This is a genomic window from Hassallia byssoidea VB512170 (assembly GCF_000817785.2).
GTDB lineage: Bacteria > Cyanobacteriota > Cyanobacteriia > Cyanobacteriales > Nostocaceae > Hassallia > Hassallia carrinoi.
Map to the genome: position 1 here is coordinate 137,378 of NZ_JTCM02000007.1, position 16,623 is coordinate 154,000.

Here is a 16,623-nt window from a genome sequence, read left to right on the forward strand (position 1 = left end):
AACAATTTAATTTTTATACATCTGCCAATAGAAATATATATTAAAATATTTGCCAAAAATCGGATTGACAATTTGTAACAAATCGTTAATTGACAGGGAGAGTAATTTCATGATAATCATTATCGCTGGGCAAGGAATTATACTTTTCTGGAGAAACGTGGTGGTTTTAAATAACACTACTGGCTCGAAAAAGTCAGGGACTCAAACAGGGCAAGCGATCGCGTCTATTGCAGTCAGCTTTTTGGCTGCTGGTGGGGTTTTATCTACTACTTTTGCACCGGCACAAGCTCATGGTAATGATAGCGACCATGACCACACCGACTATTTCATCGGGTTAGATAATTTAGATGTTCTCAACCGAGGGACATACACTGGATTGGACAACCCGAATTACAATCGTCTGACCTATTTGTTTGCACATAGGGAAGAAGACCCGACAACGAACCATTTCCACGGTATTGGTGCTTATAGCTATTCAGGAACTGTAGACAGTCCAATTATTAATTCAACCAGTACAAATAATCGAATTCCGGAGACTTACACAAATCAGCCACCGCTAACATTATTACCAGGTAAGGGAATTTATCGCGATCGCTTGATTAGCGGTTTAACAAACGACGAGTACAGCAATCTGAAGATAGAACCTATAGCGTCTCTAAAAAATTCTCCAGAACCAGAAGACCAGTATTTGTACAATAGCTCTAATGGTCGCTGGCAGCGATCGCTTGAGGGTGCAACAATTGGTTTACAATTAGCTTCAATTAGCAGTGGATTGAATATTGTTGATTCAGCAGGGGTTGATATCCTCAAGTCAGTTGGCGATATTTATACAATCGGCAGCGGTGATAATTTTTCGTTCACCCCTACTTTTTGGACTGACAAGGCTGCACCACTAGGAACTTACTCAGCAACATTCAAACTAGTGGATTTAGGTACTGACAATAATCGCACTGCCTTTAAAGAGTCTGGCACATTCAGTTTAGATTTTCAAGTCAAGAAAGTGCCTGAACCGTCAGTTATTCTTGGTCTGGGGATAATTGGTTTACTAGCAGTTTCTCTTTCTCAACTCAAGAAACGTACTGGCAGTAGCTTAAATTAATCTTTAGTCTCGCATCAATAAGTTAGGTTGGTCAGATTCCCGACTTCTTCAAAAAGTCGGGAATTTCTCAGCCCAAAAAATCCTGAACTGCTTCTATAACGACTGCGGGGTATTCTTCATGCAGTCCCAGAGAACCAGGGATAACAGCGCTTTTAACTCCTGGCAAAGCTGCTAAAGCTTCCATATCTGCTTTTGATTTGGGGGGACTAGATTCCCCAATTATCACCATCAGCGGTACAGACAAACGCTTTGCCAGAGCGAGAAAATCAGCTTGGCTGCGTACTGCGTCGAGGTTGCCGGTGACGAAAGCTGCGGGAGCAAATCTTGCTCCAGGCTGTTGAGTGTTGCGCCACTTATGCTGAATGAAACTGGGTGTAAGTATAGCAGAATCGGCGTAAACGTGGCGGCGGTACATCAAACTTAAGAAAGATGGTGTAGTGTTGAGCTTGTAGAGAGCTTGACCGAGAATAGGCGATCGCACTAATCCTCTAAACATACCCGCAATCTGCTGACTTGCCCCCATTGTCGGCAAAGGACCTCGCCAAGTCGGGGCTAACAACACAATTCGCGAAACAACATCTGGCTGATTAACAGCTAATTGCAGCACATAACTGGCAGCATGTCCAGCTCCAATTACTGCAATTGGCGTATTAAAAATCGATTTGACAAAATCTTGCAGAAATTGGTGATATAATTCAGGTCGATAATCTAAACTGGCGCGTGACGATTCTCCAAAACCAAGCCAATCTACAGCGACAACTTGAAAATGTGGAGATAAAAGCTTGGCAAGTTCGCCCATTTCCGATCGCATGGAAACAGTACTGAAAGCTGGAAGCAATAATATCGGCGAACCTGTACCCAAAGTTTCATAAACAACGCGCAATTGCTGGTTTTCCAAGAGACAGAGATATTCTTGAACTACACCACCAATGCCGACAGCAGGAGATAATAAATCAGTTGACATCAGATTAGATTTTGGTAATTGGTAATTGGTAATTGGTAATTGGTAATTGATAACTATTGTTTGTTCTATTCCCCATTCCCCATTCCCCATTCCCCATTCCCCATTCCCGATTCCCGATTCCCCAGTCCCTAATTAGACATATCTAACTTACATTCGAGCGCTTTTTTTTGCATGGTTTTGAAAATGTTGTAAAACCCATTAGCGCGGGAAGGTGTCAGGCTAACATTTAAACCAGTTTCTTGGATAAAATCTGGAGTTAGTTGGACAATTTCCGTAGGTGTTAGTCCATTCAACCCTTCAACCAAAAGTCCTACTAATCCTTTGGTTAACTGAGAATCAGAATCGCCTTGAAAAACCACCTTATCATCATCCAAGTTTGCTGTGATATAAACCTGAGAAACGCAACCTGGAACTTTGTTTTCTGGTATTTTATCAGATAAAGGAAACTCTTTGAGCTTCTGTCCGTACCAAATTAACTGTTCGTAGCGTCGCTTTGGGTCAGAAGCGCGTTGAAAGCGTTGGACTATTTTAGCAAGAGCTGGTGGCAAGGAGTCTATAGTCGAGGACATAACAAAGGCAGGAAATAATCGCTATCACCTTGAGTTTAGATTATCCTTGGGGTGTTGGTTGCCGCGCCAAGAAGAAAATTCGGCAAGTTATGAATATGGTAGAGCAATTGACATCCTGTAAAAGTTTTAAGGGAAACCGCTCCCGGCACGAAACAGACCGCTCCCGTCACGAAACAGACCGCTCCCGGCACGAAACAGACCGCTCCCGGCACGAAACAGACCGCTCCCGGCACGAGGCAGACCGCTCCCGGCACGAGGCAGACCGCTCCCGGCACGAGGCAGACCGCTCCCGGCACGAGGCAGACCGCTCCCGGCACGAGGCAGACCGCTTCAGTTTGTTGGGGAGTGTGTAGAGGCAAAGCGATTTGTTGCTAGATATCACTGCGTAGGCAAAACTCAACTTACGCGATCGCAGTTTTTGACCTCCTACTCCTGTACAGACGCGACCGCGAAGGTCTCTACAACTCCGAACTCCTTGTACTAGCGATCTGCTTTTTTGTGCAGTTTAAAAGTTTGAGCATCCCAAGCCCAAAGCTGATAATCTTCATCTTGGGGTCGTTGGTAAAAGATACGATATCCGTCATCAATGCTTGCACGCTTGCAACCAAACAGTAGTTTTATCATCTGCTTGCAGCTTATTGATGTCTCTACAAGCATTTCGCACTCGTAATATTTGACATTTGAGATGGTGCGGATTCCCTTATATGCTAGCTTTTCACAGTAAAACTCAATCTTTTCGTCTTTTTGCCAAACAAAATTAGCGGTTCCGTTGTCGGCTAAAACGAACGTTCCGATATTGGGTGCGAGGTAGACTATGTTCGGCGGTGGACTAGCGGCAAAGTTATAGTCTACAATCGCCGTGCCAAAGGTTTGGAGAAACATAAGACTTATTAAAATGAGTTTTCTGTCTCCTCATTTTGGGTAATCCGTAGATTTTCTGACAGTACCCTTGAGAGTACCTTTTTTGATATATCTTTCGTACAATTCTCCTGTGGGGTGTGGAAAGCTAATACGATAACAAGCGAGTGAGAAAGAGCAAGACGGTAATTATATGAAGTTATGACAAAATCTGTAAATTATTGCTGCAAATTGCCAGTGTACTGTTGAATTTGTTTACCCAAAGTTCAGATTATACTTTTATTCAATAAAAATTTTGTCGAAAATCAGTTGATTACATCCACCTTGCTTGCTGTTCCCACAACGCCGTTGCAATAAAGTCCGACAGTAGGGATAATTATGATTCTCACCCAATGTGATTGCGATCGCCTTCGGTAAATCCAGTATCAAGTATCCCAGTTCAGAACCAGCTTTGCCTTCATCCAAGTTTTTTGGTGGTTTTGGTTTACCTGCGCTATTAGCAACTACTTCCTTTGGTCATTTATTAGGTGTAGGGGTAATCTTAGGGTTGCATAACCTCGGTCAACTCTAAATTTTTGCCTAATTTCGTCTGAATTTGATTATTTTGAGACAAAATAAGAGCCAGAAAAGTTACTTTCTGGCTCTTTTTCAAGTAATTGTTCGTATTCTGCCCTATGTATAGCTGGCTTTTTATATTACATGAATAAGTTTGTAGTAAGGACTTTAGTCCTTGATTTGAGCGCTTTAGCGCTCACCCTTCTCTTCTCCTTCAAAGACGCTGCGCGAACGAGACGCTGCGCTTTACGGGTTCGCCAGTCGCTCATGGGGAACCCGTCCACCGCACTGCCTCCCCGATTGCGGAGCGCCTCTCACGAGTGGGAGAAGACCGCGCTGGCTCACTACGAACCTCACACGCTAGCTTGCCATCTGAGTCAAACCGTGAATCTGACGTACAGCATTGATGCAGGCAGGACAATCACAGCCAAATAATTTTATCGCCTCATCGCTTTCAGCGTCGGTGAATTCTAGCTCAGTAATCTGATTTGGTTGAACTGGTGCTACTTTAACTGCTGGTTTAGCTTGAGTAGCATTACTATTGCTAACTCTTTCACATGCAAAACGAGGAGTTGCTGTGTGGGGATCTCGCACGCATGAAAGACGGGTTCCCGCTGGGGTGCCTGTTTGACTTGCATGAGCAGGCTGGGTCATCATGACTATAGACAGTATGGAGCTAAACAGTACAGGAGTAGAAAGCAAGGTAAGGACAAATTTTTTGTTCATTTACTTGGAATAATATGTTTGTAGTTACCGGCATCTGATTAATCTTTTCACATCATTTGGTTGTTAATTAGTACGACTTATACAAATTTACTTAACCAAAATCGTGAAACCTTGAGATACGCAAACGCTTTTGTTCTGTGACTTGGACTAATTTAGCATTACTCAAGTTCCTGCGCCATGTAAATTAAGTCACAATAGAAAGTGCGATCGCACTTTCTAGATTTGAAAAGCGATCTAGATAACCAAATTCTTCTACAATTCGCTTGTGAGGTTTACAAGCATTTCTCAAGTTATGGCACAAGCTTCTATTCCAGTTGTTGTTATCGGTGCTGCTGGCAAAATGGGTCGTGAGGTGGTGAAAGCAGTAGCGCAAGCGCCTGATATGATTTTAGTCGGTGCAATTGACACAACAGAAGAACATCAAGACAAAGACGCTGGGGAACTAGCGGGTTTAAGTGAACCGCTGGAAGTACCAATTACCAATCAGTTGGAATCGATGCTAGCGTTTGCGGCACAAGAAAAACAACCGGGGGTAATGATAGACTTTACCCATCCGGATTCAGTTTATGACAATGTTCGCAGTGCGATCGCCTACGGTATTCGTCCTGTAGTTGGTACCACTGGCTTAAGTCCCCAACAAATTCAAAACATAGCAGATTTTGCCGAAAAAGCAAGTACCGGATGTCTGATTATTCCTAATTTCTCTATTGGTATGGTATTGCTGCAACAAGCAGCTGTGACAGCATCTCAATATTTTGACCACGTAGAAATTATCGAGTTGCACCACAACCAAAAAGCTGATGCACCCAGCGGTACGGCGATTCAAACAGCGCAGATGCTAGGAGAAATGGGTAAAAGATTTAACCCTGCTGTTGTGGAAGAAACGGAGAAAATAAAAGGAGCTAGGGGAAGTTTAGCAGATGAAGGCATTAGAATTCATAGCGTGCGCTTACCGGGACTGATTGCCCATCAGGAAGTGATTTTTGGCGCAGCAGGTCAAATTTATACTTTAAGGCACGATACAAGCGATCGCGCTTGCTATATGCCAGGAGTACTACTGGCAATTCGCAAAGTTCTACAGTTAAAGTCATTAGTATATGGCTTAGAAAAAATACTCTAGTGGTTAGGAGTTAGGAGTTAGGAGTTAGGAGTTAGGAGTTAGGAGTTAGGAGTTAGGAGTTAGGAGTTAGGAGTTAGTGGTTAGTAGTTAGGAGTTAGGAGTTAGGAGTTAGGAGTTAGTAGTTAGTGGTTAGTGGTTAACCATCAACCGTCAACCGTCAACCAACAACTATCAACCGTCAACCAACAACCATCAACCATCAACCATCAACTATCAACCATCAACTATCAACCATCAACTAACAACTATCAACTAACAACCATCAACCAACAACTATCAACTATCAACCAACAAATGACAAAATCATGTTAGTTCCACTGACTCGCCAGAAATTTGAACAACTCGTTCCCTGGATTGCTAGTTCTCCGCAATATAAATATTATTGGGGGAAGTTTCCTGATTTTTTGCAACGGCTATTAATTTCTGTAGTATCTGCGGCTGTTCTTTTGCTTGTGAAAGTCCTTTTCGGACTTAATTTTGGGGCAATAATATTTTTGCTAGGATTTGTGGCATCTCTTTACTGGTTTTGGGGACCAGTATTTTGGGCAAGTGTGCGTAATGCTAAATACCGCAATTATAAATATAGTGGCTTTTTTCGCGGTCGAGTGCTGGATTGGTGGCTTACAGAAGAGTTGATTGGTAAACAGGAAACAGTCAACAATAGAGGCGAATTGGTGATTGTGGAAAATAGGGAAAAGTGGATTAATTTAGAATTGGGCGATGATACAGGATTTACCGCCGAGTTTAAAGCACCATTACGTCCTTATCATAAAGCGATCGCTCGTGGTCAAATAGCAGAAATGCTCGTTATGTCCAATCGCTCTGATTTAAGCACAATTGACCAAATCAGCGATATTTATATTCCCAGTAGCAATTTGTGGGTCAGCGATTATCCTTTTTTGCGCCGGGATTTCTTTAACGAAGTGAGCGATCGCTTACGTGATGACCAAGATAGACCTAGACGCCGACGTCGCGATTTTCAAGATGACGAAGATAGACCCAGGCGTCGCAGGATAGAAAATTCCGAATACAACTCGCGTGATGAACAAGACGAAACACCCAGGCGTCGCAGGATAGAAAATTCCGAATACAACTCGCGTGATGAACAAGACGAAACACCCAGGCGTCGCAGGATAGAAAATTCTGAATACAACTCGCGTGATGATGAGCAAGACGAAACACCCAGACGCCGCAGGATAGAAAATTCTGAATACAACTCGCGTGATGACCAAGATAGACCCCGCCGGCGCCGTAAACCAGAAGAATGAAATTATCTTTCATAATTTGGCGTAAGTCCTGGCAGAAAATTGCTGTTTTTTCACCACAACCAAGTTTTAAGGACAAAACTCCTGGAATTATGTCTTCAAGTAATTTTTATCCACCAAAACGCTATGGATTATAAATAAATAGAAACTCTAGACCGCTGATATTTTTTCAATCTTATAAACCTGGAGACAAAATTCCTTTAGTTATGTCTTATCTCCTCTTTTCAGCTATTGAATTCACATTTTATATCGCCGAAGATAGATTCAAGAGTTAAGCAAACAAAAGCTTAATTCCAACACAAATTACTTATCCCAGGTACAACAATCATGTCTAGAATCACAATTTCCGACTTGGCGATCGACTCCAATTCCTTCATCAATGAAGTTGCTGAAACTGAAGCTGCGTCTGTAAACGGTGGTTTTGACAAGCAGGCTGCATTTGGACTTTTAGTTGGAATACTAAGCAGCTATGAAAAATTCGCAACAGCATTCCTCAAAACATCTGATAAAGTAGTAGATTTCTTGATCGACTATTTAGCGAAATAACTAAATAGCAATCTTAATAAGAGTTATACCATTTTGTAAATTTTTTACCATAAACACTATAATTACATCATATAATTTCTGGTAAAATTTATACAAAAAAATGGTATTTTTTTATTTAAGGGCAAAATTTAAATACAGTGTCTCTCGTAGGGTGCGTTACGGCTTTAGCCGTAACGCACCATTCATTAGACATCTCCAGAAATTAAATATGTGTTATCCAGAACTTTATAAAGACGCGAGGAACATCACGTCTCTACATTCTTTTTCGGAGATGTCTATTTTATAAATGACATTGTAACCAGATGTCATATTGAGCATCTGGTTAATAAACATATAAAATCAAAAGTTTATTAAGCTAACGTGAGTTCGACGGGATTTGAAGTCATAATCTTCGTCAATATCGGGCGATCTCATTGGCAGTTAATTGGTGTTTTTAGGGCGAAAAATCTCTGTTAACTCCTCTTTAGTCATGTTATAAGGGAAAGGATAGGTTTTAGCGTTAGGACTGCGACGATTGATAAACAATTCTCTAATTGCCTCATCGTCAGTGGGGTGTTGTATAATATAACTTTTTAATTCTTTACGAGTCATTTGGGTAAAATCAGGCTTGGTCATCTTCGTAAAACTCCCAGTTTCCATCTTGAAAAATGATGATTTCTATCCCCTCATTAATACCAGCTAGTATAAAAATATATTTATAGGATGCATCATATCTAAACAAGTGGATAGGCTGTAACATGTCTGAAAGAGATTGACAAACGCAGACTGAGGCGATCGCCTGCTCATAAGTTGGCATTTACCAAAATATTTTTACAATATCTTTCAATCACAACGAAAATAACACACCGCTTTGGGGATTCCTGCCGGAACAAAATCCAAACCAGCCAAACCCCAAAGACTTACCTGCACTACCTCCTGCTGTTTTTTAACTTCGTCGAACTCACGTTAAGCTATCTTCAGCAAATCCTGAACTGGTTGAGAATAGGAATCTGATTCAAAATGAGGAATAATTTCGACTTGCGCGATTTGTTGCTTTAACCAATCAGAAAACAACTCACTCATAATCTTCAACCGCAACTGCTGGTCTAATTTTGGCTGGATGATTTCCTCAACCCAAATTAGATGAACTTTTTGTGCGATCGCAATAGGTTTAAGTAACTCAGGAGGATTAGCAACAAAGACCGCAGCAGCAATATCTGGTTTAAATTCGTGACGATGTTTGATTCCACGATATCCACCAGCACGACGAAGTTCTAGATTTTGAATATGTTGACGAGTAACATCTTGGAAAGTGATTTCACCTTCAGTGACTGCATAAAACAGTTCCCAAGCTAAATCTTCATCTTCTAAGATAACTTCATAGGTGACTGCTGCTAGATAATCTAGTTGATTTTCATAAAAGCGTGGCTCGATTTTGTCTGCAAATAAATGTTGCGCTAACTTGACAGATATCAAGTTGATTTCTGCTAATTGTTCAAAATCTTCCACAGAAAGATAATGTTTTTCAAGCCATGTCCAAGTGTCTTCAGCTTTGATTAGTCTGTTGGCTGCTCGCAAAGCATCAGCCGCTTGTTGAAGTTCTTCTAATTCTACTTTGATCCCGGCATATGTGGCTGCATCAGCAATAATTTGACGAGTAGCGATCGCCTCCAATAATCCAGGAATTTTGCAGGATAATTTAAGTTGGTCAATCATCTCTTTTTGAGACACATTCATTACATTTAACATTTTTTCCTCACAGAATTTGAATTAATTTTATCGACTACCTACTAAAGGTCTAAACCACCTTTTTGCAGCTTTTTAAACGGATCTAAAATGAAATCAATCACACGTCTCTGACGAACAATCACCTCTGCCGTTGCTGTTTGACCAGGTGTTAAGGGAATAGGTTTGTTACCAGATTGGATATTAGATTGATTCAGAGATATTTCCATCTCAAAAACTTCTATTTTTCCTTGGGGTGTTTCCAGTATTTTGGAGTCTGGTGACACCCGAATCACCTTCCCTGTAACTACTCCATAATCTTGAAATGGATAGGCATCAAACTTGACTTTCGCTGCCATTCCTACCTTCAAAAAACCACTTTCTTGGCTTGGCATATTCGCTTTAAGGACAAACGGAATTTTCTTGGGAGCAATTTGGGCGATCGTCTGACCAGTTTGGACAACTACACCAGGCTTTTTGATGGGCAAGTTGAAAATTACACCATCAATCGGTGATTTCATTAATCGTTGCGTTAATTGTAGTTTTATCGCAGCTATCTGGCTTTTAGTTTGAGCAATTTCTGATGACAAGCTGGTAATTTGTGTTTGCATATCTTTCAGTTGTTCCTGATTTTTCAACACAGATATTTTCCCAGCATGAACTACACTTTTATAACTGCTTTTCTGTTCTTGCAATCTTAGTTTTGCTTGTTCAATATCTGCTTGCGCTTGGCGCATAATTGATTGATAGCGGTTTTGTTCTTCTTGAAAGCGTAGCTTTGCCTGTTTGATATCAGATTGTGTTTGCTCGTTTACTCTTTGACTTTCTTCGGCAATTTTTTCTAGTTCCACAACTTTGATTTGAGGAACAGCACCCTTTTGCCAAAGTAGACGATAGCGCTTAACTTCTGTTAAATCTTTATTCCAACGGCTTTTAGCTAAGTTATAGGCAGTCTGAGTAGAACTCAGATTTTGTTTTGCCTGATCAACTAAAGCCAATTTTTCCAATTTTTGTAAGTTATAAGTACTCTGTTTCGCATCTAGATTTTGCTGTACCTGATTAATTTGGGAAATTTTTTCTAATTCTTGGGATTGGTTTTGTTGTTCTTGAACACTAATTGCTAGTCGTAATTGATTTTTAACTAGTTTTAGTTGTGCTAGTCGATTTATTAGTCCGTCTAGCTTTGCCTGTACTTGTTGTAAATCGGTTCGTAGTACATTCGACTCTAGTTCTACTAGTAACTGCCCAGCTTTGACGGTTTCACCTTCTTTCACCTTGATAGCAATAATATTGCCACCAACTGGAGTGTCTAATCTTTGGGTTTCTCCTAATGGTTCAATACGACCTCTAGCGCTTCCTGTCTCATCGACTTGCGATAGCATCGACCAAGGCAAAGCGATCGCACTAAAAATTACCAGAAAATACAACAAAGAACGTGTCCAACGTCTTGGTAATGCATCTAGTAGTTCTTCTGTACCGTAATACCAATCGTGAGAATTTGCAGAATTAGCATGATTTTCTTCAACTGAATTAGTTGCTTTCGTGCTGATTGCTTGCTCATCATTAGTTGGGGTTGATACCGATGTTGAATTACTAACTCTATTAGGCATATAGGACTACTATTTGATTTTTGAACAAAATGAGGTACCGTAGGGTGTGTTACGGCGAAGCCTAACGCACCCTACTGGCTGGCTCCCCTACATGTATTTCTAAACTTTTTTAACGAACCGCCTTCGCGCTTCGCGTCTCCGAAGGAGAAGACGCCAAGAACCCCAAGAAAGAAAAGAGAGTAGGTAATCTTGTAACGGGAAGGGAGTAAATCAACTTGCTTGGGCGAGTTGTTGTTGATTGAGGTAGTAGTAATGACCTTTTTTAGTAATTAATTCTTCATGAGTACCGCTTTCTATCAATAAGCCGCGATCTAACACCAAAATTAAGTCAGCATTGCGGATGGTAGAGAGTCGATGGGCAATAATTAAGCTGGTACGTCCTTGGAGAATTGTTTTTAAATTGTTTTGAATGATGCGTTCTGATTCTGCATCTAGGTGACTGGTAGCTTCGTCGAAAATCAATAAGCGAGGATTACCAAGCATTGCACGAGCAATTGCTAGACGTTGGCGTTGTCCGCCAGAAAGCATACCGCCACCTTCGCCAATTTGGGTTTCATAACCCATTGGTAATTGTTGAATAAATTCATCTGCACCAGCTAAACGCGCTACCTCGATAATCTCTTCTAAGGAGGCTTCTGGGAGAGCAATGCTAATGTTTTCTCGAATTGTACCGCCAAATAAGAAAGTATCTTGATCGACAACACCGATTTGCTCTCGAAGCGATCGCAAAGAAAGACTCGTTACATCATGACCATCAATCAAAATTTTGCCATCTGTAGGGGTATATAAACCTAAAATCATTTTGGCAAGGGTAGTTTTTCCCGAACCACTACGCCCTACAAGTGCTACCGTTTGAAGAGGCTGAATTTCAAAATTCAGGTTTTCTAGGACGTTAATATCACTATCTGGATGATAGCGGAAGGTTATATTTTCAAAGCGAATATGACCGCTAATTCTCGCTAAATATTGACGTGGTTGATGCTGTAAGTCTTCTTCTGGTTCTGCTTCGAGAACATCATTAATCCGTTCAGTGGAAATAATCACTTCTTGCACTTGATTCCACAGTACTGTGAGCCGTTTGAAAGGATTAATAACGTTACCTAATAACATATTAAAAGCAACTAGTTGCCCAATTGTTAGTTGATTTTGAATTACTAACCATGCTCCATACCACAGTAATGCTGTAGTTGCTAGAGATTCAATAATAGAACTAAAAATTTGCATTTGGTTGCCAATTACCTGTCCACCAAACATTTTTTTAGTCAAATTATTCAACAGTTCTTCCCAACGCCAGCGCACTGTCTGCTCAATTGCCATCGAACGAATTGAGCGAATGCCTGAAAGTGATTGAATTAAATAACTATTCTCCTTAGCTAAGGCATTAAAAATTTCCCGGCTGACCCGGCGAAAGAATGGTGTAGCAACCAGTGCCAAAATAAAAAATGGCGGTACAATTGCCAAGGCTAGCATTGCCATTTGCCAGCTATACCAAAACATCAATCCCACATAGATAAATACTGTCACTAAATCCAGAATGATGGACAGTGCTTCACCTGTGAGAAAGCGCTGAATTTTCTGATTTTCTTGAACGCGAGAAATAATATCACCGACGTAACGCGACTCAAAAAAGGCTAGGGGTAAAAGGAAGGTATGTTTAATAAAACCTACCATCAGCGCTACTCCGATTCGGTTTGCTGTGTGATCTAGTAGATATTGTCGCAGTCCGTTAAGGGCAACGCGGAACAAGCTAAAAATCAACAAACCAAACCCAACCGCGTTTAAAGTGAGAGTACTACCCTGGACAATTACTCTGTCTAAAAGTAACTGAGTAAATAGAGGCATAATCAATCCAAACAACTGGATAAATACCGAAGCGATGAAGACTTCTAGTAGTACTTGCCAATGTGGTTTGACTAATTCAAATAACTGCCAGAATGGTGTATTTGCTTGTTCGCTTTCTTTCAAAATGGCAGTAGGTTGCGATAATAAAGCGTAACCAGTCCACCCGGCTTGGAATTGATGATGAGTGAGGGTACGTTGACCGATCGCCGGATCGCCGACAATCACCTGTTTTTTGGTAATTTCATAGACGACGATGTAATGATTACCTTCCCAATGGGCGATCGCGGGTAGGGGTTGCTGTGCTAATTTGTCCAGGCTGGCTTTGACTGGACGGCTAGCAAAACCAATACTTTCGGCTGCGGTGGCTAATCCTCGCAGAGAAACCCCGATGCGATTGACGTTGGCTAAATCCCGCAATCTGTTGATGTTAAAGCGCTTACCCCAATAGCGACCAATCATGACTAGGCAAGCGACACCACAATCTGAAGCGCTTTGTTGTTCAAAAAAGGGATAGCGTTTAGTTAGCTGTGCCCATATATGTCTTGCTTTTACTTGAGGAGTTGGAAAATAAGCACGTCGTTGCTTCTTTTTCGGGCTTTGGTTTGTGGGAAAGGGAATGACGTTGGCAATTGAAGATTGGTGATTGTCTTCCCCATGAGTATTGGGCTGTTGCTTTAACAGCAAATCCCAACATTCTGCACGCTTCAATAGGCGATCGCAGATTTTGGGGTATTTATCCATCAAAGTCTGCAATACATCTGTGTTGAGATAACAGAGTTTTAAGTTAGATGAAGCCCTGGCAGCATAAGGGCTAAAGTCTTCTTCTGCAAACAAGGTCATTTCACCAAATGATGACCCTGCTGTTAGGGTGGAGATTAAGTTGCCAGAACTATCTAGTAATCTGACTTTACCTTTAAGAACTAGATAAATTCCCTTTCGGGCATCTTTTGATTGCCAGAACAGTTTTGCTACTGGTGGTTCAACAATTTCAATTTTTGCCCAACAATTCTGTAATTCCCTATCTGAAAGCTTCTCACCCAAGGTGGTAGTCAGTAATTCACCTAGTTGTTCTTGGGACAATATTGATGGCATTCCTTCTCCTTTATCCCAAGTTTAGTTATTAATTTGAATTACATTGAATGACTGATATAAACTAGGATCGCTGTGAGATTGTAAGTCACAGATTTTAACGCCAGTTGCCTTTGTGTCTTGAGTTGCTGCTTGTTTTGATAAGCGTTTTTTTTGTGTACCTAGACCCATTTCTTTGAGTAATCGATTAATGTGGCGATCGCTGATTTCAATCCCAAATTCAGTTGCCAAATGTTTGCTCAACCATTGAGATGTCCAACTACTAAATGCGTAGCCATACTTCCGTGGGCTATGACTCAGCAATTCTTTTAATCTTTGGATATATTGTTCATTTACAGTTTTAGGTCTGCCTATCGTTCGTTGCTGCCATTGCTCTACTAAACCTGCTTTAGCAATAGTAATCCAATAACGTGCCATTTCCTGAGAACAACCTAAAATTTGGCAGATTTCGGTTTGCGATTTCCCCATATCTGCCAGCAACATAATTTCTAGCCGCCGACGGTATTCTGGTTGCAAATTAGCTTGCAAATTCTTCAATAAATCCTTGTGTTGATGAGGCGTTAAAAACTTACTTTCATTGTCTTGAAAGGAATTTCGTGACATAGAATTGATTACTAAATCCAAAATCAAAATTCCGCTTTGCTAGGTAGCTTTCAGGTTCTGCAAAGCAATACAGCATAGGTATTATAGATACTTTCACTCACATGCTCTAATCTTGACTTTATCCATTTTCCACGTTGAGGCGATCGCGTCAACTTAAACGTTTATGGAATTTAGGCTTTGACTTTTCCCATTTTGGCAAAACCAGTAACGTAAGAAAAGTTTTTTGCTACAAAGCTAGAAACGAATACTTTGCAGACAAGATTTGCCTTATTTGATTTAGATAAAGTAGAGCTAATGATTTAGAAGTAATCACAAATCGCTAATTACCACTGCAAGCTGTATATCAAGTGATTAGCTGGACTTGATATAATTATCCCTGGTGATGCAGTAGACTAATTAGATTAAGCAACTTTTTATCAGCAGATTTTGATAAATCAGAAGCGAGCTGAAAACCAAGTTAATCATGGAAGCAACAAAGCATAAAACTGTGTATTCACGCACTGTTTTGTTTTAGTCGCTAACCCTACATGATGTCAAGACTTGCTGAATTAAAAAGCAAATTTTTAACTAAAACTTATCTTAACTTCTCAATTAAATATCAAGGAAAACTTATTCTTTCCGCATCTATCTAAAGATATAAATTTATAAAAACAATATTTGGTATTAATTTTTACTGTCGAATCATAAATTATTTGTCGTCGTCACAAATTAATTAAGACTTACGCAACTGATACTAAGTTACATTCCGTTGTAGTAGTTTGGCATTGAAGAGGTGAAGGCGCTTTGCAAAAGCACTCAACACGCCCTAGCCCCTCTTTTCACTTCAAATCGAGTAATCCTTCTTCTTTCAACTTAGGATTAAAGCGAATTTGAAGACGCAACCCACGCGCTTGCAACACTTCTAAAATTTCAGCTTCTACTCGTCGCGCCACATTTTTAATAATTTTAACTTGCGCCATATCATCTATTAGTGGATTAGAATAATTTGCCTGTTCTTCAGGTGTCATTACCGCTTTAGCATCAATCGGCTGCGTCCATTTTTCTTTTTGTTCGGCATTTCCCAAAGGAACACTGTTATTTTCGGCAATCCACGCATTTTCAATGTTTTCTAAAACGGCGCGGCTAGGACGCTCAATGGTTTGGACTTTTACCCAATAGCAATTTTGAGGTTGACGTACTAAATGCTGTTTTAAGCTAAGATATACATCGCGAGAATAGCCAACAAATTGCAGCACTTTTTCTCGATCAAAAATTGCATAAACTCCTATTTTACTTTGAAATTGTTCGGGTAACTGACCGTTATCGTCAATGTAAGCAATATATTCCAGAGTCGCTAAAGAAGAAATATTTGTTTCAGTTGTCATAAATTAAGTTCAATAATTGCTAATTGTGAGGCAGTCGCGAGTTATAAAACTTTCCATTCTCGATTACCCATTACCTATTACCTATTTTCCGGTAAATTGCACAGAGGCGACTGGGTTTGAATATTTTGGCATTAAACATGAAGTTTGGCGGGACGTTAATAATTGCGTATTCGCTATTATCATGATATTTTTCAAATTCGCCTGGCATCCCTTTGGGAGTAGTTAAGCTATAAGGAACTGGTTGAAAAAGCAATTCTGTAAACTCAACTTTTTCGCAGTTCAGTTGTTGACAAACTTGCTTTAAAAAGGCTTCGCTAGTCAACAAGCTGAAAAGGCTTTTTTGAAGCTCAGGTTCCAGAGTGAAACTGCTATCAAAGTTTTGGATGATTTTAAAAGGCATTTTTCTTACAGATATTTATTAGCGATCTTCGTGATGATATTGACCCTCCGGGGAGTGTCAGTTCGCAATCGACGGGAACCGCCTTCGCTTTTAGCGTCTCCCCGAACCCTTGAAGACTGCGACTGACTCACCAAGTGCGGGTATATTAAGAGCGATCGCTTCTTTAAAAGTTGGGCGCACGGAAACCGTGACGCACCCACTGTCGAGGATGCGCTTTGATGCCTTCTCTTCTCCCAAAGGGAGACGCTTGCGCGAACGAGAGGCTTCTCTTCGAGACGCTTCGCGAACGCCAACGGCAACTTTGCATAA

The 16,623-nt window shown here is 40.7% G+C and carries 17 protein-coding genes and 2 pseudogenes; 6 read left to right on the forward strand and 13 right to left on the reverse strand.

The features are described from left to right. Positions 1-109 precede the first annotated feature (109 nt). The gene (locus tag PI95_RS06010; protein ID WP_236116947.1) at positions 110-1,099 is read left to right on the forward strand and encodes an all3515 family Zur-repressed PEP-CTERM protein; all 990 of its coding nucleotides are present in this window, start codon (positions 110-112) and stop codon (positions 1,097-1,099) included. 67 nt (positions 1,100-1,166) lie between these two features. On the opposite strand, the gene PI95_RS06015 is transcribed toward PI95_RS06010, so the two are convergent. The 3 genes from PI95_RS06015 to PI95_RS06025 all read right to left on the reverse strand — a co-directional run bounded on the left by PI95_RS06015 (position 1,167) and on the right by PI95_RS06025 (position 3,514). After that, the gene (locus PI95_RS06015) at positions 1,167-2,063 is read right to left on the reverse strand and encodes an alpha/beta fold hydrolase (RefSeq protein ID WP_039754224.1); all 897 of its coding nucleotides are present in this window, start codon (positions 2,061-2,063) and stop codon (positions 1,167-1,169) included. A 128-nt stretch (positions 2,064-2,191) separates the two neighbouring features. Further along, positions 2,192-2,632, reverse strand: a complete 441-nt coding sequence (locus PI95_RS06020) for a SufE family protein (RefSeq protein ID WP_039753599.1) — start codon at positions 2,630-2,632, stop codon at positions 2,192-2,194. A 480-nt stretch (positions 2,633-3,112) separates the two neighbouring features. Further along, positions 3,113-3,514: a hypothetical protein gene (locus PI95_RS06025; RefSeq protein ID WP_039753595.1), complete on the reverse strand. Its 402-nt coding sequence runs from the start codon at positions 3,512-3,514 to the stop codon at positions 3,113-3,115. A gap of 285 nt (positions 3,515-3,799) precedes the next feature. On the opposite strand from PI95_RS06025, the pseudogene psaK reads away from it, so the two are divergent. Further along, positions 3,800-4,061 (forward strand): annotated as a pseudogene (psaK, locus tag PI95_RS06030) (photosystem I reaction center subunit PsaK). A 344-nt stretch (positions 4,062-4,405) separates the two neighbouring features. Here the strand turns inward: psaK and PI95_RS06035 are convergent. Then, a complete protein-coding gene (locus PI95_RS06035) occupies positions 4,406-4,771 on the reverse strand; it encodes a hypothetical protein (RefSeq protein ID WP_039753593.1) in 366 nt (121 codons plus the stop codon). A 292-nt stretch (positions 4,772-5,063) separates the two neighbouring features. On the opposite strand from PI95_RS06035, the gene dapB reads away from it, so the two are divergent. The 4 genes and pseudogenes from dapB to PI95_RS06055 all read left to right on the forward strand — a co-directional run bounded on the left by dapB (position 5,064) and on the right by PI95_RS06055 (position 7,702). Next, complete coding sequence (gene dapB / locus PI95_RS06040; RefSeq protein WP_039753591.1) at positions 5,064-5,891, forward strand: 4-hydroxy-tetrahydrodipicolinate reductase; 828 nt, start codon at positions 5,064-5,066, stop codon at positions 5,889-5,891. A 132-nt stretch (positions 5,892-6,023) separates the two neighbouring features. Beyond that, entirely contained in the window at positions 6,024-6,203 is a 180-nt protein-coding gene (locus PI95_RS06045; protein ID WP_201280307.1) for a hypothetical protein, read from the forward strand. Further along, positions 6,197-6,877 (forward strand): annotated as a pseudogene (locus tag PI95_RS06050) (DUF8619 family protein); the annotation flags it as partial. The gene PI95_RS06045 and the pseudogene PI95_RS06050, both read left to right, overlap by 7 nt. A 606-nt stretch (positions 6,878-7,483) precedes the next feature. Continuing rightward, complete coding sequence (locus PI95_RS06055; protein WP_039753590.1) at positions 7,484-7,702, forward strand: hypothetical protein; 219 nt, start codon at positions 7,484-7,486, stop codon at positions 7,700-7,702. A gap of 420 nt (positions 7,703-8,122) precedes the next feature. Here PI95_RS06055 and PI95_RS06060 read toward each other — a convergent pair whose 3' ends face one another. From PI95_RS06060 to PI95_RS06100, 9 genes are all read right to left on the reverse strand, one after another. Then, positions 8,123-8,317: a DUF6887 family protein gene (locus tag PI95_RS06060; RefSeq protein WP_163518646.1), complete on the reverse strand. Its 195-nt coding sequence runs from the start codon at positions 8,315-8,317 to the stop codon at positions 8,123-8,125. Then, a complete protein-coding gene (locus tag PI95_RS06065; RefSeq protein ID WP_039753589.1) occupies positions 8,304-8,498 on the reverse strand; it encodes a DUF6888 family protein in 195 nt (64 codons plus the stop codon). The genes PI95_RS06060 and PI95_RS06065 overlap by 14 nt, the downstream gene beginning before the upstream one ends. A 149-nt stretch (positions 8,499-8,647) precedes the next feature. Then, positions 8,648-9,430, reverse strand: coding sequence for a peptidylprolyl isomerase (locus PI95_RS06070; RefSeq protein WP_039753588.1), 783 nt, complete (start codon positions 9,428-9,430; stop codon positions 8,648-8,650). A 41-nt stretch (positions 9,431-9,471) separates the two neighbouring features. After that, on the reverse strand, positions 9,472-11,016 hold the full coding sequence (locus PI95_RS06075; protein ID WP_039753587.1) for a beta-barrel domain-containing protein: 1,545 nt from the start codon (positions 11,014-11,016) through the stop codon (positions 9,472-9,474). Between the two features lie 210 nt (positions 11,017-11,226). Then, entirely contained in the window at positions 11,227-13,950 is a 2,724-nt protein-coding gene (locus tag PI95_RS06080; RefSeq protein WP_039753586.1) for a peptidase domain-containing ABC transporter, read from the reverse strand. Positions 13,951-13,971: 21 nt separating this feature from the next. Then, positions 13,972-14,550, reverse strand: coding sequence for a helix-turn-helix domain-containing protein (locus PI95_RS06085; protein WP_039753585.1), 579 nt, complete (start codon positions 14,548-14,550; stop codon positions 13,972-13,974). Between the two features lie 818 nt (positions 14,551-15,368). Then, positions 15,369-15,914, reverse strand: a complete 546-nt coding sequence (locus PI95_RS06090) for a GIY-YIG nuclease family protein (RefSeq protein WP_039753584.1) — start codon at positions 15,912-15,914, stop codon at positions 15,369-15,371. A gap of 70 nt (positions 15,915-15,984) precedes the next feature. Beyond that, positions 15,985-16,314 carry a hypothetical protein gene (locus PI95_RS06095; RefSeq protein ID WP_039753583.1) on the reverse strand — a complete coding sequence of 110 codons (330 nt, stop codon included), beginning with the start codon at positions 16,312-16,314 and terminating at the stop codon, positions 15,985-15,987. A 90-nt stretch (positions 16,315-16,404) separates the two neighbouring features. Further along, the coding region (locus PI95_RS06100; RefSeq protein WP_163518647.1) for a hypothetical protein at positions 16,405-16,623 on the reverse strand (219 nt) is incomplete at its 5' end.